The sequence below is a fragment of the Myroides odoratimimus genome, assembly GCF_004337635.1.
GTDB lineage: Bacteria > Bacteroidota > Bacteroidia > Flavobacteriales > Flavobacteriaceae > Flavobacterium > Flavobacterium odoratimimum.
The window spans coordinates 2,178,815-2,193,036 of the sequence record NZ_CP037427.1 but is presented as its reverse complement, the minus strand read 5'-3'; the positions used below and the strand labels follow the sequence as shown (position 1 = coordinate 2,193,036).

13 protein-coding genes are annotated in these 14,222 nt (G+C 36.1%); 3 read left to right on the top strand and 10 right to left on the bottom strand.

The window, feature by feature from the left end:
• Window positions 1-35 precede the first annotated feature (35 nt).
• The 4 genes from E0Z07_RS10045 to ffh all read right to left on the bottom strand — a co-directional run bounded on the left by E0Z07_RS10045 (window position 36) and on the right by ffh (window position 4,279).
• Complete coding sequence (locus E0Z07_RS10045; RefSeq protein ID WP_131540651.1) at window positions 36-476, bottom strand: bleomycin resistance protein; 441 nt, start codon at window positions 474-476, stop codon at window positions 36-38.
• Window positions 477-522: 46 nt separating this feature from the next.
• Window positions 523-1,779 carry an NAD(P)/FAD-dependent oxidoreductase gene (locus E0Z07_RS10040; RefSeq protein ID WP_131540650.1) on the bottom strand — a complete coding sequence of 419 codons (1,257 nt, stop codon included), beginning with the start codon at window positions 1,777-1,779 and terminating at the stop codon, window positions 523-525.
• A 193-nt stretch (window positions 1,780-1,972) separates the two neighbouring features.
• Window positions 1,973-2,860 carry a bifunctional 5,10-methylenetetrahydrofolate dehydrogenase/5,10-methenyltetrahydrofolate cyclohydrolase gene (locus E0Z07_RS10035; RefSeq protein ID WP_006256929.1) on the bottom strand — a complete coding sequence of 296 codons (888 nt, stop codon included), beginning with the start codon at window positions 2,858-2,860 and terminating at the stop codon, window positions 1,973-1,975.
• A gap of 78 nt (window positions 2,861-2,938) precedes the next feature.
• Window positions 2,939-4,279 (bottom strand): signal recognition particle protein, encoded by a 1,341-nt coding sequence (gene ffh, locus E0Z07_RS10030; RefSeq protein ID WP_131540649.1) that lies wholly within the window; start codon window positions 4,277-4,279, stop codon window positions 2,939-2,941.
• A gap of 214 nt (window positions 4,280-4,493) precedes the next feature.
• Between ffh and E0Z07_RS10025 the strand changes: the two genes are divergently transcribed.
• From E0Z07_RS10025 to E0Z07_RS10015, 3 genes are all read left to right on the top strand, one after another.
• A complete protein-coding gene (locus E0Z07_RS10025) occupies window positions 4,494-5,585 on the top strand; it encodes a serine hydrolase domain-containing protein (RefSeq protein WP_131540648.1) in 1,092 nt (363 codons plus the stop codon).
• A gap of 89 nt (window positions 5,586-5,674) precedes the next feature.
• The gene (locus E0Z07_RS10020) at window positions 5,675-7,366 is read left to right on the top strand and encodes an RluA family pseudouridine synthase (RefSeq protein ID WP_131540647.1); all 1,692 of its coding nucleotides are present in this window, start codon (window positions 5,675-5,677) and stop codon (window positions 7,364-7,366) included.
• Window positions 7,367-7,405: 39 nt separating this feature from the next.
• Window positions 7,406-8,638, top strand: a complete 1,233-nt coding sequence (locus E0Z07_RS10015) for a DUF445 domain-containing protein (protein WP_131540646.1) — start codon at window positions 7,406-7,408, stop codon at window positions 8,636-8,638.
• A 312-nt stretch (window positions 8,639-8,950) separates the two neighbouring features.
• On the opposite strand, the gene E0Z07_RS10010 is transcribed toward E0Z07_RS10015, so the two are convergent.
• The 6 genes from E0Z07_RS10010 to E0Z07_RS09985 form a co-directional block, all read right to left on the bottom strand.
• Window positions 8,951-9,709 carry a hypothetical protein gene (locus E0Z07_RS10010; protein ID WP_131540645.1) on the bottom strand — a complete coding sequence of 253 codons (759 nt, stop codon included), beginning with the start codon at window positions 9,707-9,709 and terminating at the stop codon, window positions 8,951-8,953.
• Window positions 9,706-10,206, bottom strand: a complete 501-nt coding sequence (locus tag E0Z07_RS10005) for a hypothetical protein (RefSeq protein ID WP_131540644.1) — start codon at window positions 10,204-10,206, stop codon at window positions 9,706-9,708. The genes E0Z07_RS10010 and E0Z07_RS10005 overlap by 4 nt, the downstream gene beginning before the upstream one ends.
• Before the next feature lie 121 nt (window positions 10,207-10,327).
• Window positions 10,328-10,840 carry an ankyrin repeat domain-containing protein gene (locus tag E0Z07_RS10000; RefSeq protein WP_233445950.1) on the bottom strand — a complete coding sequence of 171 codons (513 nt, stop codon included), beginning with the start codon at window positions 10,838-10,840 and terminating at the stop codon, window positions 10,328-10,330.
• A 200-nt stretch (window positions 10,841-11,040) separates the two neighbouring features.
• Window positions 11,041-12,564 carry a catalase gene (locus E0Z07_RS09995; protein WP_006266515.1) on the bottom strand — a complete coding sequence of 508 codons (1,524 nt, stop codon included), beginning with the start codon at window positions 12,562-12,564 and terminating at the stop codon, window positions 11,041-11,043.
• Window positions 12,565-12,887: 323 nt separating this feature from the next.
• The gene (locus tag E0Z07_RS09990; RefSeq protein WP_131540643.1) at window positions 12,888-13,694 is read right to left on the bottom strand and encodes a DUF4261 domain-containing protein; all 807 of its coding nucleotides are present in this window, start codon (window positions 13,692-13,694) and stop codon (window positions 12,888-12,890) included.
• A gap of 78 nt (window positions 13,695-13,772) precedes the next feature.
• Window positions 13,773-14,168 carry a hypothetical protein gene (locus tag E0Z07_RS09985; RefSeq protein WP_233445949.1) on the bottom strand — a complete coding sequence of 132 codons (396 nt, stop codon included), beginning with the start codon at window positions 14,166-14,168 and terminating at the stop codon, window positions 13,773-13,775.
• Between the last annotated feature and the right edge of the window lie 54 nt (window positions 14,169-14,222).

The window sequence follows — 14,222 nt, the reverse complement described above, 5'->3', positions numbered from 1 at the left end:
TAAAGTATTGACTTATGTCTTCTAATGCAATCACTTTATTCAGCTAATTTTCGCTCCCCTAAGTTCTCGATTAACCTCAATAAATAGCCATCTGGATCTTGTACTAAGAACTGCTTCTGACCGAACTCTACATCTTCTACTCTATACCAACGCTCTTCTACATCAATAAACACATTATATTTAGCCTCTTGAAGTCGTTTTAGAATAGGTGCTATGGCATTTACTTCTATCTGAAAGTTTATTCCTCTACCATACGGCTTTTCCATAACGCCTGTCTCCCATTCTCTATCAGCAGGATTATATTGTTCTAACATTACTTGTGCTTCTCCCATACCTAAATAAGCAAAGTACTCTTCCTTGCGATCATACATTACTTCAAAACCTATGTAATCACACCAGAACTGTAAACTACTAGCTAAATCAGATACTACAAGCTCTGGTACTAAAGCTGCCCATTTTATACTATCACTTCTCATTACACATACTTTTTACTAAAAATACAACTTACTCTATAAAACCATTCTACACTTGCTTCCCTTTCATCATTTTATTCCAATATAAATAGGGTAACATATATTTCTTCAACATCCATAAGCGCCAATGCTCTTGATCACTATTCGAAATAAACATTTGCTTTAACTTAGGATCAGGCATAAACTCATTCTTATAATTAAACTCAGCCAACACCATCTTTCCATAACCTGTCACTAATGGACAAGAAGAATATCCTAAATACTCTTTATTTGTAGCTTCGCCGTTAGCTATTAGCTTACATAAATTATCTACCACTACAGGAACTTGCTTACGTATTGCAGCACCTGTCTTAGCTGTAGGTAAGCCTGCTACATCTCCTAGTCCGAATACGTTAGCATACTTATTGTGTTGTAAACTGTTTAAATCAACATCTAACCAACCAGCTGTATTTACTAAATTAGATGCTCTTACAAACTGTGGAGCCACTTGAGGCGGTGCTAAATGCAAGAAGTCAAAAGACATTTCTACTATGCTATTATCTGTAGTGATCGTACTTTCATCCGAAATCACCACACACTTATTATCTTGCATATTCATCTGTTTAAAGTATACTTTTCGATTATCAGCATCTATCCTAATCGGATTATGAAATGGCTTGAAATCAATACCGTATCTATCAACCACTTTCATTAAGGTCTCTGCAATAGGTTTAACTCCAAAAATAACACTCCCAGGCATTGGGAAGTGAACTTTAGTATTCTTAGCTATTCCTTTCTTGCGAAAATAATCACATGCCAGATACATGATCTTCTGAGGGGCTCCACCACATTTAATAGGTGTATTCGGTTGAGTGAAAATAGCCGTTCCTCCTTTAAATTCTTGTAATAACTTCCAAGTATATTCTGGATCTATATAGTTACTACACACTACACCTTTCTCTACAGCATCTGCTAATCCTTCTATTAAAGATAAATCATTTACCAAACCAGGACATACTACTAGATAATCATAAGTATAGCTTAGTCCTTCTTTAGTACTTAGACGATTATTATGAGCATCTATAGAAACCACCATATCGCGAATCCAATCTACTCCACTAGGTATAAGATCCTTTGTAGGTTTTATCGTTTTTTTCTTATCATAAGCTCCTGCTCCTACTAGTGTAAATGCAGGTTGATAGTAATGTAATTCTGAAGCATCTATAATCCCAACTTCTATATTGCGATTACGCTTCTTTAGCTGAGCTGCTGTCATTATACCAGCAGTTCCTGCCCCTATAATAAGAATTTGATAATGAGTTTTCATGATTTACAATATTGTTTCGGTTAATATACTAAAATATCAATCATTCACCGAATGCATTGTAACAAATGTTACAATACTGTTTATAATTTATTAATCGAAACACATTATGTATCACGCAATACATACCCAATAAAACAAAAAAAGAGAGATGATCTCTCATCTCTCTTCATATATAAATAGAATAGTCTTATTCTTATTCCCCTTTTTTAGCTCTTCTAGATCTAGCTAATAAAGTATTCTTTAATAACATCGCTATTGTCATTGGTCCTACACCACCAGGTACAGGAGTGATAAAAGCAGCTTTCTTACTAACTTCGTCGAAGTCTACATCTCCTGCGATAACGTATCCTCTAGGATTAGTCTCGTCTGGTACACGAGTGATACCTACGTCTACTACAGTTACCCCGTCCTTCACCATATCTCCTTTTAAGAAGTAAGGCACTCCTAATGCTGAAATGATAATATCTGCTTCTCTAGTAATCTCTGCAATATTCTTAGTGCGACTATGCGTAAGTGTCACAGTAGCATCCCCAGGATAACCTTTTCGGCTTAACAAGATACTCATAGGGCGACCTACAATGTGAGAACGACCGATAACTACTACGTTTTTACCTGCTGTCTCTACTTTATAACGCTCTAATAATTCCATGATTCCATAAGGAGTAGCTGGCAAGAATGTTTCCATCTCTAGTGCCATACGACCGAAGTTCGTTGGGTGAAACCCATCTACATCTTTATCCGCATCGATAGCTAATAAGATTTTTTGCTCATCAATGTGTTTTGGAAGAGGTAATTGAACGATATATCCATCTATAGCAGGATCAGCATTCAATTCTTTTACTTTAGCTAAAAGTTCTTCTTCTGTCGTCTCTTCTGGCAAAGAAACTAATGTAGATTCAAAACCTACTTTCTCACAAGACTTAACCTTACTTCCTACGTAAGTTAAACTTGCTCCATTAGTACCAACAATAACTGCTGCTAAGTGAGGTACTTTTTCTCCACGAGCCTTCATCTGTTGAACCTCAACAGCGATCTCATTCTTGATATCTTCCGATACCTTTTTTCCGTCTAGTAGTTGCATTAAAATAAAATGTGTGTTGTGTGTATGTAAATAAAGAAGGTTTAAACCTCATAATGAACCTTAAACCTTCTTCTTTAATTATCTTTGCATGCCTTTCATTTGCCCCATCATTCTCATCAAATTCTTTCCTTTTGCCCCTTGCATCATCTTCATCATTTTGCTCATTTGATCGAATTGCTTAAGCAATTGATTCACTTGTTGTATATCTGTACCCGATCCTTTAGCGATACGGTTCTTGCGTTTTACATCTATAATAGATGGTTTAGAACGTTCTGCAGGAGTCATTGAGTAGATAATAGCCTCGATATGTTTAAACGCATCATCTTCTATCTCTACATCTTTCATTGCTTTTCCAACTCCAGGTATCATCCCCATCAAGTCTTTCATATTCCCCATCTTCTTCACTTGCTGAATCTGATTTAAGAAATCGTCAAAACCAAACTCATTCTTCGCGATTTTCTTCTGGATTTTACGAGCCTCTTCTTCGTCGTATTGAGCCTGTGCACGCTCTACTAACGAGATAACGTCTCCCATCCCTAAGATACGGTCTGCCATACGATCTGGATAGAACACATCTATCGCCTCCATCTTCTCACCAGTACCGATAAACTTAATCGGTTTATTTACTACTGATTTAATTGAGATTGCAGCCCCTCCACGTGTATCCCCATCTAACTTAGTAAGGATTACCCCATCGAAGTTTAATCTATCGTTAAAAGCTTTCGCTGTATTTACGGCATCTTGTCCTGTCATAGAGTCCACTACGAATAGCGTCTCATGTGGTGTAATAGCTTTGTGGATATTAGCGATCTCCGTCATCATCTCCTCGTCTACTGCTAGACGACCAGCTGTATCGACGATCACTACGTTGAATCCATTTGCCTTAGCATGCTTAATAGCATTCTCTGCAATTAGTACAGGATTGTTATTTCCTTCTTCTGAATATACTTCTATACCTAATTGATCACCTACTACGTGTAACTGATTAATAGCCGCAGGACGATATACGTCACACGCTACCAATAAAGGTTTCTTATTTTTCTTTGTCTTTAAGAAGTTTGCTAGTTTACCAGAGAATGTTGTTTTCCCTGACCCTTGCAAACCTGACATTAAAATAACTGAAGGATTACCAGATAAGTTAATACCTGCAGCCTCACCTCCCATTAATTGAGTCAACTCGTCCTTAACGATTTTGATCATCAATTGTCCTGGTTGTAAAGTTGTAAGTACCTCTTGTCCTAAGGCTTTTTCTTTTACTACATTAGTAAAATCTTTAGCAATCTTAAAGTTAACGTCGGCATCTAATAGAGCTCTACGAACCTCTTTTAGAGTGTCTGCTACATTGACTTCTGTAATCTTGCCGTGTCCCTTAAGGATATGAAAGGCTTTATCTAATTTATCACTTAAATTATCAAACATATCGGTATTATTTTAATACTTTGAGTCGCCAAAGATACTATTTAACTCGTTAAGTCACAAAAAGCAAAAGCAACAAAACATACTTTTTTAAAAATTATTTGTTATTTCGGTTATTTATCACCAATTACCTTCTCTCTACCAAATCTTTTCAAAGGAGAAAAACTTATTTATAAACCGAATATCATTACCTTAGTTTTTATAATAAATCCAAAACATGAAAAAACTACTTATACTAACCTCTGCCTTCATATTATCATATAGTCAAACGATATACAGTCAGGACTTACACACTAAAATAGATAGTATACGCAACCTGTACAACGTACCTGAAGTGGCCTTTGCCATTGTAACAAAAGATCAGACTGTTCAAAAAGGCATCTCTGGACATCACAAATTCAGTGAAAAGAACACATCTTCTAATGCTGATCTAAAAGACTACTTCCACTTAGGTTCTAACTCTAAAGCCATTACAGGGTTTATAGCTGCCAAACTAGTAGAACAAGGCAAAATCAAATGGAATACTACCTATTTTGATCTGTTTCCTGAGGCAAAAGAATCTGCTAATCCTGCATACTATAACGCTACGCTGAAGGACTTCTTCTCTCATAGAGCTAAAGTACATGCCTTCACTAGTGGTACGGAACGCATTGGTCTACCTAAATTTGAAGGAACAAAGCAACAACAGCGACAAGCTTTCGCTCAACATGTATTAACGATGTCTCCACTAGAGGCTCCTGATGGATATACCTATTCTAATGCAGGGTATAGTATAGCAGCTTCTATGTTAGAGAAAGTAGCTAACAAATCTTGGGAAGAACTAGCAAAAGAAATTCTAACCAATGAACTAGGTATAGACTTCGTCATCGGCTGGCCAAATCGCAATCTAGAAAGCCAACCTTGGGGACATGCCCTACAGTATGATCTACTAGAATCTGTACCTCCTACTTATAACTATGCATTAACCCTTATAGAGCCTGCTGGTGACTTAAGTATGAATATAGAGAATTATATCAAATACATTCAACTCAATCTACAAGGTCTTGCAGGTCAAAACAACGCTCTTAAGGCAAGTACTTATGACTTCTTATTTAATAGTCAAAGCAAATATGCCATAGGTTGGGGGAATCTTATCAATGAGACTACTAAGCTATATGACCACGCCGGTTCTGATGGTACATTCTTTACCTATACACAGATAGATGGCATCACGAATACTGCCTATATCATCATGGCAAACAGCGGGACTGCTAATGCTCAACAGGCTGTAATGAAAATAGTGCAAGTGATGAAAGACGCTAATAAGTAAATACAATAAACATTAGCTTTAATTTTAAAACAATGCTCTTTCCCATCTCCCTTTTATCCTTAATTTTGCAGTCTAAAAATTAGAATTACATGTCTCAGCCTAAAGCTATCTTCAGAAAGTTTACCAGTGATGTGCAGTCTATAGCACTGCCGACTAAGTTTACTTTCCCTTTTTATTACGAACCTCATCCCCTAACCGTACTAGCAGCAGAAGAGTTACAACGTGAACTAAGTACACATCCTCTTATAGCACCGCTATTTGACACAGAGGATGAGAACTGTCTACCTACAGGTAAGATGTTTGGTGTACTAGTAGTAAAAAATGAAAAAGGAGAACTAGGCTACTTAGCAGGCTTCTCTGGTAAGCTAGGCAGTCATACAGACCTAGAGGGATACGTACCTCTAATCTTTGATCTGTGGAATGAGAACGGCTTTTTTGCAAGAGAAGATGTAGAGGTAAAAGCAATCAATGCTATCAATGCCAAAATAGAAAAACTAGAAGCAGATACTGTGTATAGCAATGCCAAAGCTTTGTTGAAACAACAGATAGCTGAAGAAAAAACAGCCATCGAAGAGAAGAAAGCACAGCATAAAAAACAAAAAAACGAGCGAAAAGCCATCCGAAAAGAACAGGAAGCTATACTTTCTCCTGAAGAATTTCAGCTTTTAAATGATGACTTAGTCAAACAGAGCTTAAGAGATAAATATGAGTTGCGCGTACTGACAGAATATTGGCAAGAGCAAATCACTACGACTAGAGATATCACGACAAGTATAGAAGAAGAGCTAAATAACCTAAAAGAAGAACGCAAACAAAAGTCTAATGGACTACAGCAAAAACTATTCGCTTCTTACAAATTCTTAAATTACAAAGGAGAAGAACAAAGCTTATTAGAGATCTTCGAAAAGACAGTATTACAACAGCCGCCTGCTGCTGCAGGAGACTGTGCGGCTCCTAAACTGATGCAATACGCCTATGAGCATAATTATACGCCTATTGCCTTAGGAGAATTCTGGTGGGGAGAGTCTCCGAAGTCAGAGATTCGCAAGCATCAGCACTTCTACCCTTCTTGTCGCAGTAAATGTGAGCCTATTTTAGGACATATGCTAGAAGGCTTAGAAGTAGATGATAATCCACTATTGATAAACCCTGCTCTTAACAGACCTATTGAGGTAGTCTATGAGGATGAGTACTTCGCTATTGTAAATAAGCCTGAAGACTTCTTATCTGTACCTGGTATTTATATACTAGACTCTGTATATGAACGTATGAAACTTCGCTACCCTAATGCTACAGGACCTCTTATCGTACACCGATTAGACATGCCTACATCAGGTATCTTAATCATTGCTAAGGATAAAGACTCTCATAAAGCACTACAGAGCCAGTTTATAAAGAAGAGCTTAGAGAAGAGATATGTCGCTATACTAGATGGTATCATAGAAGAAGACGAAGGGACTATAGAACTACCGCTGAGAATAGACTTTGACGATAGACCTAGACAGATGGTCTGCTATGAATATGGCAAGTATGCCAAGACTAGATATGAAGTGATAGAACGCAAAGATGGCAAGACGAAAGTGTACTTCTATCCTATCACAGGGCGTACACATCAGCTGCGTATGCATGCCTCACACCCAAAAGGACTAAACACACCTATAGTAGGTGATGACCTATATGGTACCAAAGCAGACAGACTATATCTACATGCAGAAAGTATCACTTTTAGACATCCAAAGACATACGAATTAATGACATTTACCATAAAAGAGAGCTTCTAAGCTCTCTTTTTTCATTACATTAGCTATAAATACAGCACTATGAATGAAAAGAAAAAACAGTTACAAAAGCATAAACGCATAGCTACTGGACTATTTATACTTATGGCTATCCTCTATATCTCTATGGTATATGCCATCAGACATTCACCTGCTTCGTGGATGGGATATGTCAAGGCATTCTCAGAAGCTGCGATGGTCGGGGCACTAGCAGATTGGTTTGCGGTGACAGCTCTTTTTAGACATCCGATGGGCATGCCCATTCCGCATACTAATCTTATTGTCAATAGCAAAAACAAGATTGGAGATAACCTAGGAGACTTTGTCACAGATAACTTCTTGACTTCAGATAATATCAGACCTTATGTGGAGAAAGTTGACTTAGCGAATATGATTTCTACTTGGTTAAACAAGCCTAATAATCAAATCATTTTAGAGCATGAGATTACTTCACTAGCCAAACGAATACTCGCTGAACTAGAAGATGAAACAATCATCGCACTGATGACTTCAAAAGCGAAAGAAGGCATCGCAACTATTAATATTCAAAGCTTTGTATCACAAGGGGTCACCTATGCTATCGAAAAGAATGAACACAACAGATTATTAGATATTATCTTGCCTAAGGCACAGCTCTATGTAGAAGAACACCGCCAAGAAATATATGATAATGTCGTAGAAAAAAAACCTATCTTAGGGCTTATCGGAGGTAAAGCGGTGACGAATCAACTTATCAATGGTATCAATACCTTCTTAAGTGATATAGAAAAAGACCCTCATCACAAAATAAGAAAAGAGATCACCCTGAGGTTAGAAATGCTCGCTGTAGATATAGAAGCTTCTCCTATGTGGAAAGCTAAGTTCGATGAAATCATAGGTCAATTCATTACTCATGATACTATTCATACGTATATGCAAGATCTATGGCGCTCTACGAAGGAGAATCTACTCGTACAACTAGAGGACAATAACTCAGTACTGCGCAAGTATATCTCTAATAGCCTGTCTAAAATAGCACTAGACTTAGAAAATAACGAAGAGAATAAAATCAAGATCAATAAGTGGATACAACACACCATCTATAAAGTAGCTCTTAAAAACACAAAAGAAGTAGGGCAACTAATCAGAAATACTGTAGATAGCTGGGATGGTCGCGAACTAAGTGATAAGCTAGAACTAGAAGTAGGTAAAGACTTACAGTATATCCGTATCAATGGTACTCTAGTGGGAGGGCTAGTAGGGCTACTTATTTATATTATTACTTCCTTGTTATAGTTACATTTTACTTATAATATCACTAGTCTATTTAAAGTATATTTGACTATAATTTATATACCTAGTTAACATTACTCTACGTCCTGTCTTCTCCTAAGATGATTTGAATTGAGTCCGTTATGCGTCCGCTATGTATCCGTAGTGTATCCGTTAAATCAAGTAAAAAAACGGAGACAATACCTACTTAAATCCTAAACAATAGCGAAATATCTGCAATAAGACTAAACTTAGAGTACTATAAAGCTAATACTAAAGGACAAAAAAAGCTGTAACATCACTGTTACAGCTTCATTATATTAGATAGTTTAGGGTCTAATTATCAGATTGTCCTTTTAGGCTTACTTCATTTCCTTCATTATCTGTTATTAGGATAGTTACTTCATGTTCTACGTCAGACTCAGGATTATCCATTAAGATCGTAATCACATCATTCGTCTTTTTATCTTTAAAGTACAGTACTCTATTGCCCATTGTACCTTGTATATCTTCAGTTCCTTCTAAGATTAGGTTTGGGATATCAGATACTAGCTTACCGTCGTTCCATATTGTTAAGCGCAATACATTATGCTTTTTTCGATCTATACGCCAGATATCTTGTCCTGTTTTAATAATAGCATATGGTTCTAAGAACTTTTTCACACTTTTGTGTAGTCTTTTCTTATCTGCCTGAATCATTTCTTCTCTGATCTTCTTCTCTAGCTCAGTCTGATCGATAATGCGATAAATATCTCCGCTCTCTGTCAGCCACATTCTACCCAAGTCAAACATAATACCGCGCCATCCCATATGACTGTATTCTTCTATTACAGAGTTCGCTATCTTAGCCGAAAACTCTGGTACAAAAAACTCTTCAAAACGACTCACAAATTCGAACTCGGAAGTCACTGGTGGCAAAGGGTATTCTCGTTTCAGAGGATAGACTATTCTCTTGGCGATACCTTCTCTATCTTCATTCTCAAACAAAGTGATTAAGGATTTTATTCGTTCTACCGAAGCATCAGATAGATTACTCTCCTGACTATACCCACTTAATCCCATCACTAGGAATAAAACTGCTAATATTCTTTTCATATTTTTATTTTCTTTTTTAATCCTTCTAATCTATCGCGCATGTGCTCTGACAGTAGTTTCTGTACTTCTAGATCTGACTCCGTTTCTTTTAAATAATCGAAGTGCACTAATAATTCTTCTATTCTCTCTTGACTCAATTCTATATTAGCTGTACTCAAAAAAGTATCAAAAGAAATATGAGCTGCACATAGATAATCAAATAAATATTCTTTCCCTCCTCTTTCTAATAAAGTCTGTGCTAATAAATGAAACTTATTATACACTGAAAAGTTAAGTTTAGACACTGTCCCGATATGGATAAATAACTCTCTTAATAGAGGCAAATCTATAGTATCTAACTGCTGACAAACTAACTCTGCTATCTGAATTCTAAAAAGGTAATTATCATCTTTAAACTTAGCTCCATACTTTCCGTTCCAATCGAGGGCTAACCACTCACTATCAGATGAAGAATAATTATCTATAAAACTTTGAAAATCAACACTACTCACTTCCATATCTCCTTACTTTTTTTATTCTAATACGAATGATAAAAATACAATTAAAAATAAAAAAGCGAACAATTACTTTTCTACTATTTAAAAAGTAATTGTTCGCTTAGGATTATATCCTTATTCTTTACTGTAAGAGTGAGATCATCTCTTTATTATCTTGTAATACGGCATGGTCTAATGCTGTCTTGCCTCTGTTATCTTTTACTGTCTTATCTGCACCTGCCCTTAGTAAAGCACCTACAATATCTGTAGTCCCAAAAGTTACTGCAAAAATAAGAGGACTAGCATCATTACTATTCCTTCTATTGACATCTGCACCTGATTCTAACAACCAATTAACCAAAGTCAAATTCTTTTTAAACACAGCTCCTATCAAGGCTGTATTACCCATAGCATCTTGTTTTTCTAGGTCTACTTCTGCTTCTAGTAGTACCTTCACTACCTCCTTACTATCGTTATACACTGCTATCGTCAAGGGAGTAAAAGAACGATCATTGACTTGATTTAAATCTACCTTTTGGCTGATCAGCTGCTTTACCTCCTCCGTATTATTCTCTCTTGCGGCTGTAAATATATCTTGTCCAAAACTAATCTGAACACTACATAACAACAGTCCTACTATCATCCATTGTTTCATCACTAACACTAAAAATAGATTCAACACAAATACATATCCATAGAAGCAAATCTAGGTACAGAACAATGGTAGAAAGTAAATAATATAAAAATATAAGCTTGTACCTAAATCTGTTCTTCTATACTCTTTATAAAATATGATGTGGGGCCATATAGACTAGATAATGTATCTATGCTGAATCCTTGTTTATACTATATCTATTATTGAGCTAAATAAGGTTTAATCTCATCTAGCTTCATATCTACTGCTTTTAATAAGCGCGTACCATATTCTTTATCAGCTTGATAGAAATAAGCAATCATCTTATGTACGATCACTTTATTCTTAATCGTCTTAAATGCTCCACTCAAATTCTTAATTAAATTATCTTGGTCTTTTTTAGAGAACGAGCGATATAGGTCACCAGCCTGTTTAAAGTTATTCTCCTTATCTATCACATGCTGTGTAGTACTTACAGGTTTAAAGAACTCAGACTTAGAGTACATAAACTTAGCATTATCTACCACTTCAGGTTTATTAGTAGATGGCTGATAGTTCACATCACCAGACTGTACACGTGTAGACATATACCCATTCTGGTTATAAGTAGTCGCTGTATTCTTAGGTGCATTAACAGGTATTTGTTGGAAATTCCCTGTTAAGCGGTGACGTTGTGTATCTGCGTAAGAGAATAGTCTTCCTTGTAACAGTTTATCCTCAGAAGGTTCTATACCAGGTACTAATGTACTAGGTGCAAAGGCAGCTTGTTCTACCTGTTGGAAGTAGTTCGTAGGATTAGCTTTCAATGTCATCGTACCTACTTTTACAGACTTCGCGATCTCAGCTGGCCAAATCTTCGTTACATCTACAGGATTAAAGTCTAAGGCATCGAAGTCTTCTCTCTTTAACATCTGTACATATAAGTCCCAGATAGGATAATCACCTCGATCTATCGCGTGATATAAGTCTAAAGTCGCGTGCTCTACTGAAGTTGCTTGGATAGCGTTAGCCTCTTCTTGTGTCAAGTTTTTAATCTCCTGACGAGGTACCCATTTATACTTTACATACGTTACTTCTCCTTTATCATTCACCCATTTATATGCGTGTACTCCATTCCCTTCCATCTGTCTAAAGTTAGCTGGTATACCGTAATCAGAAAACAGCCAAGTAAACATGTGAGTAGATTCTGGCAAATTAGAAAAGAAGTCAAATACTCTATTCGGATCTGATGCTCCATTAGTCAAAGGAGACGGTTTAAAAGCGTGTACCATATCAGGAAACTTAATCGCATCTCTGATAAAGAATACAGGAAGGTTATTTCCTACTAAGTCATAGTTACCCTGCTCTGTATAGAACTTTACCGCAAAACCACGTGGGTCTCTATACGTCTCTGGTGACCCTTGCTGATGTGTCACAGTAGAGAATCTTACCATCACAGGCGTAGTCTTACCTGCTTGTGATAAAAAGTCTGCCATCGTCACATCTGAAAAATCGGCACTCGCTACAAACTCTCCGAAAGCTCCAGCTCCACGAGCATGTACTACTCTCTCAGGGATACGCTCTCTGTCAAAAGCAGCTAACTTCTCTATTAAATGAATGTCTTCTAATAATACTTGTCCATTATTACCAATGGTTTTAGAATGTTGATTACTTCCTACAGGACTACCTGTATTCGTAGTCAAAACTTGAGCTTGAATAAATGATGATACTACTAATGCAGATATCAAAAAACTACGTTTAAGCATAAAATTAATATTTGTTGTTTAGATTTTTTCTTTACATCACAAATATATTATGCCCCTCCACGGTACATCAGTCTTTACTAATGATAGATTTTATTCTATCATAGGTACTATTTATCATAAATACTATCTATTATAGATTCTTTTATATCACCTGCCTTTTATTCGTAAAAAAACAAGTATAGTTCTAAATGTACTATAATACCTACGATCTATGTATCATATTCCTTCTCTATATAAACAAAAAAGGAGCAATAATCTTTTTAAAACTATTACTCCTCAGGGTTCAATTATATATATTCTAGTGTAAGTGTCTACTTTTCTGATTAACTCATCACTACATTGATCACTGTTCTTCTAGGTTGAGATGAAGAAAACTCCTTATGACAAGTCCATTTGCTCCCTGACTCAAACCCTTCTATTGTATTTCCGTCTTCTATGACATCCCCTGCTTCCATTAAATAATAAGCATAATCCCATAGACGACCTGCTACCTCATTCACTATCGTATCATCATCAAAGAAAAACTGAAAATCAGAAATACCTAACGCATGTAACCCTACTGTATCCATTAACAAACTTCCATACTCAGGCTGATTCACATTATATAAACGGACATTAATCATTAAGTCTAATGCAACATAGTTAGGATCTAGACAGTCTCTCATAAAAACTACTGGATCAATCAACTTCTCACCATGCTCTGAAACAATGATAGTAGGCTGAGCTACCTTAGCCATCGCAAAAAGCATCTGCTGCATTAATACAATGCGTATGCGAGGCTCTAAGCTTCTACTCAAAAAATCAGTTACTAATACTTCATATTGACAATTCTTCAATACCTCTGCTCCCTCTTCCCAATGCCAATTCTGTTCTGTATATTTCTGGTCGATCTTCTTAATACTGTCATCCTCTGCATGCATCACGACACACTGTGCAGGTACAATACCCTCTTCGAACTCTACTTCACAATCAGGGAAAGTAAACACATTAGCCTCTTCTGCAAAGGTTACATTAGGAAACACTTGTTTTAATTCTTCTAATACTGCTTGTAAATCTATAGAAGGCTTCTGTTCAAATAACAATCTAAACATCATCATCTTTGGGTTATTACCCAGTTTTTTACTTCCCATATCTTATTGAAATATTATTATTGTATTGCAATTTTAAAATTACGGAATTACAACAATTAAAAGATGAGTATTATCACCTTATTTGCTATAAGTTTTTTTTAATAGCTTATCGATCTGATAACCATGCTGTACTAATAGGTCTAAACCGTCTAATTCTAATCTTACTTGCATTGGCTTCCACCCTTGTTCTAATCCATAATCTAAAGCTAAACGGATAAATAATGGTCGATTTAAATTCACCACTATTTCTTTTTCTAACGCTGTATTATACAATAGTACACCATGATTTAGTGGATTTCCCATATAATAGTCATCTAACACACGGAAATGGAAGAGTAAAGCATACTTACTATACTTATCTACAAAGATACGCATAGTAAAAATGCTCTCCTCTGTATCTGCGATATAAGTAACTCCTATACTATATAGATACTCCGAGTTATCTACTCTTAATGTTCTTAGCTTCTTCTTCATAGGTATAAAAAAAGGTATGTGTAAGTAAACACATACCTTCTGTATTTCAAAATA

Coding starts and splice junctions, on each gene's coding strand:
- E0Z07_RS09995 (WP_006266515.1), bottom strand. CDS start 12,564: ATGCTTAAACGTAGTTTTTTGATATCTGCATTAGTAGTATCATCATTT.
- E0Z07_RS10020 (WP_131540647.1), top strand. CDS start 5,675: ATGTCTCAGCCTAAAGCTATCTTCAGAAAGTTTACCAGTGATGTGCAG.
- E0Z07_RS10010 (WP_131540645.1), bottom strand. CDS start 9,709: ATGAAAAGAATATTAGCAGTTTTATTCCTAGTGATGGGATTAAGTGGG.
- E0Z07_RS10015 (WP_131540646.1), top strand. CDS start 7,406: ATGAATGAAAAGAAAAAACAGTTACAAAAGCATAAACGCATAGCTACT.
- E0Z07_RS10005 (WP_131540644.1), bottom strand. CDS start 10,206: ATGGAAGTGAGTAGTGTTGATTTTCAAAGTTTTATAGATAATTATTCT.
- E0Z07_RS10025 (WP_131540648.1), top strand. CDS start 4,494: ATGAAAAAACTACTTATACTAACCTCTGCCTTCATATTATCATATAGT.
- E0Z07_RS09985 (WP_233445949.1), bottom strand. CDS start 14,168: ATGAAGAAGAAGCTAAGAACATTAAGAGTAGATAACTCGGAGTATCTA.
- ffh (WP_131540649.1), bottom strand. CDS start 4,279: ATGTTTGATAATTTAAGTGATAAATTAGATAAAGCCTTTCATATCCTT.
- E0Z07_RS10045 (WP_131540651.1), bottom strand. CDS start 476: ATGAGAAGTGATAGTATAAAATGGGCAGCTTTAGTACCAGAGCTTGTA.
- E0Z07_RS09990 (WP_131540643.1), bottom strand. CDS start 13,694: ATGGGAAGTAAAAAACTGGGTAATAACCCAAAGATGATGATGTTTAGA.
- E0Z07_RS10035 (WP_006256929.1), bottom strand. CDS start 2,860: ATGCAACTACTAGACGGAAAAAAGGTATCGGAAGATATCAAGAATGAG.
- E0Z07_RS10040 (WP_131540650.1), bottom strand. CDS start 1,779: ATGAAAACTCATTATCAAATTCTTATTATAGGGGCAGGAACTGCTGGT.
- E0Z07_RS10000 (WP_233445950.1), bottom strand. CDS start 10,840: ATGAAACAATGGATGATAGTAGGACTGTTGTTATGTAGTGTTCAGATT.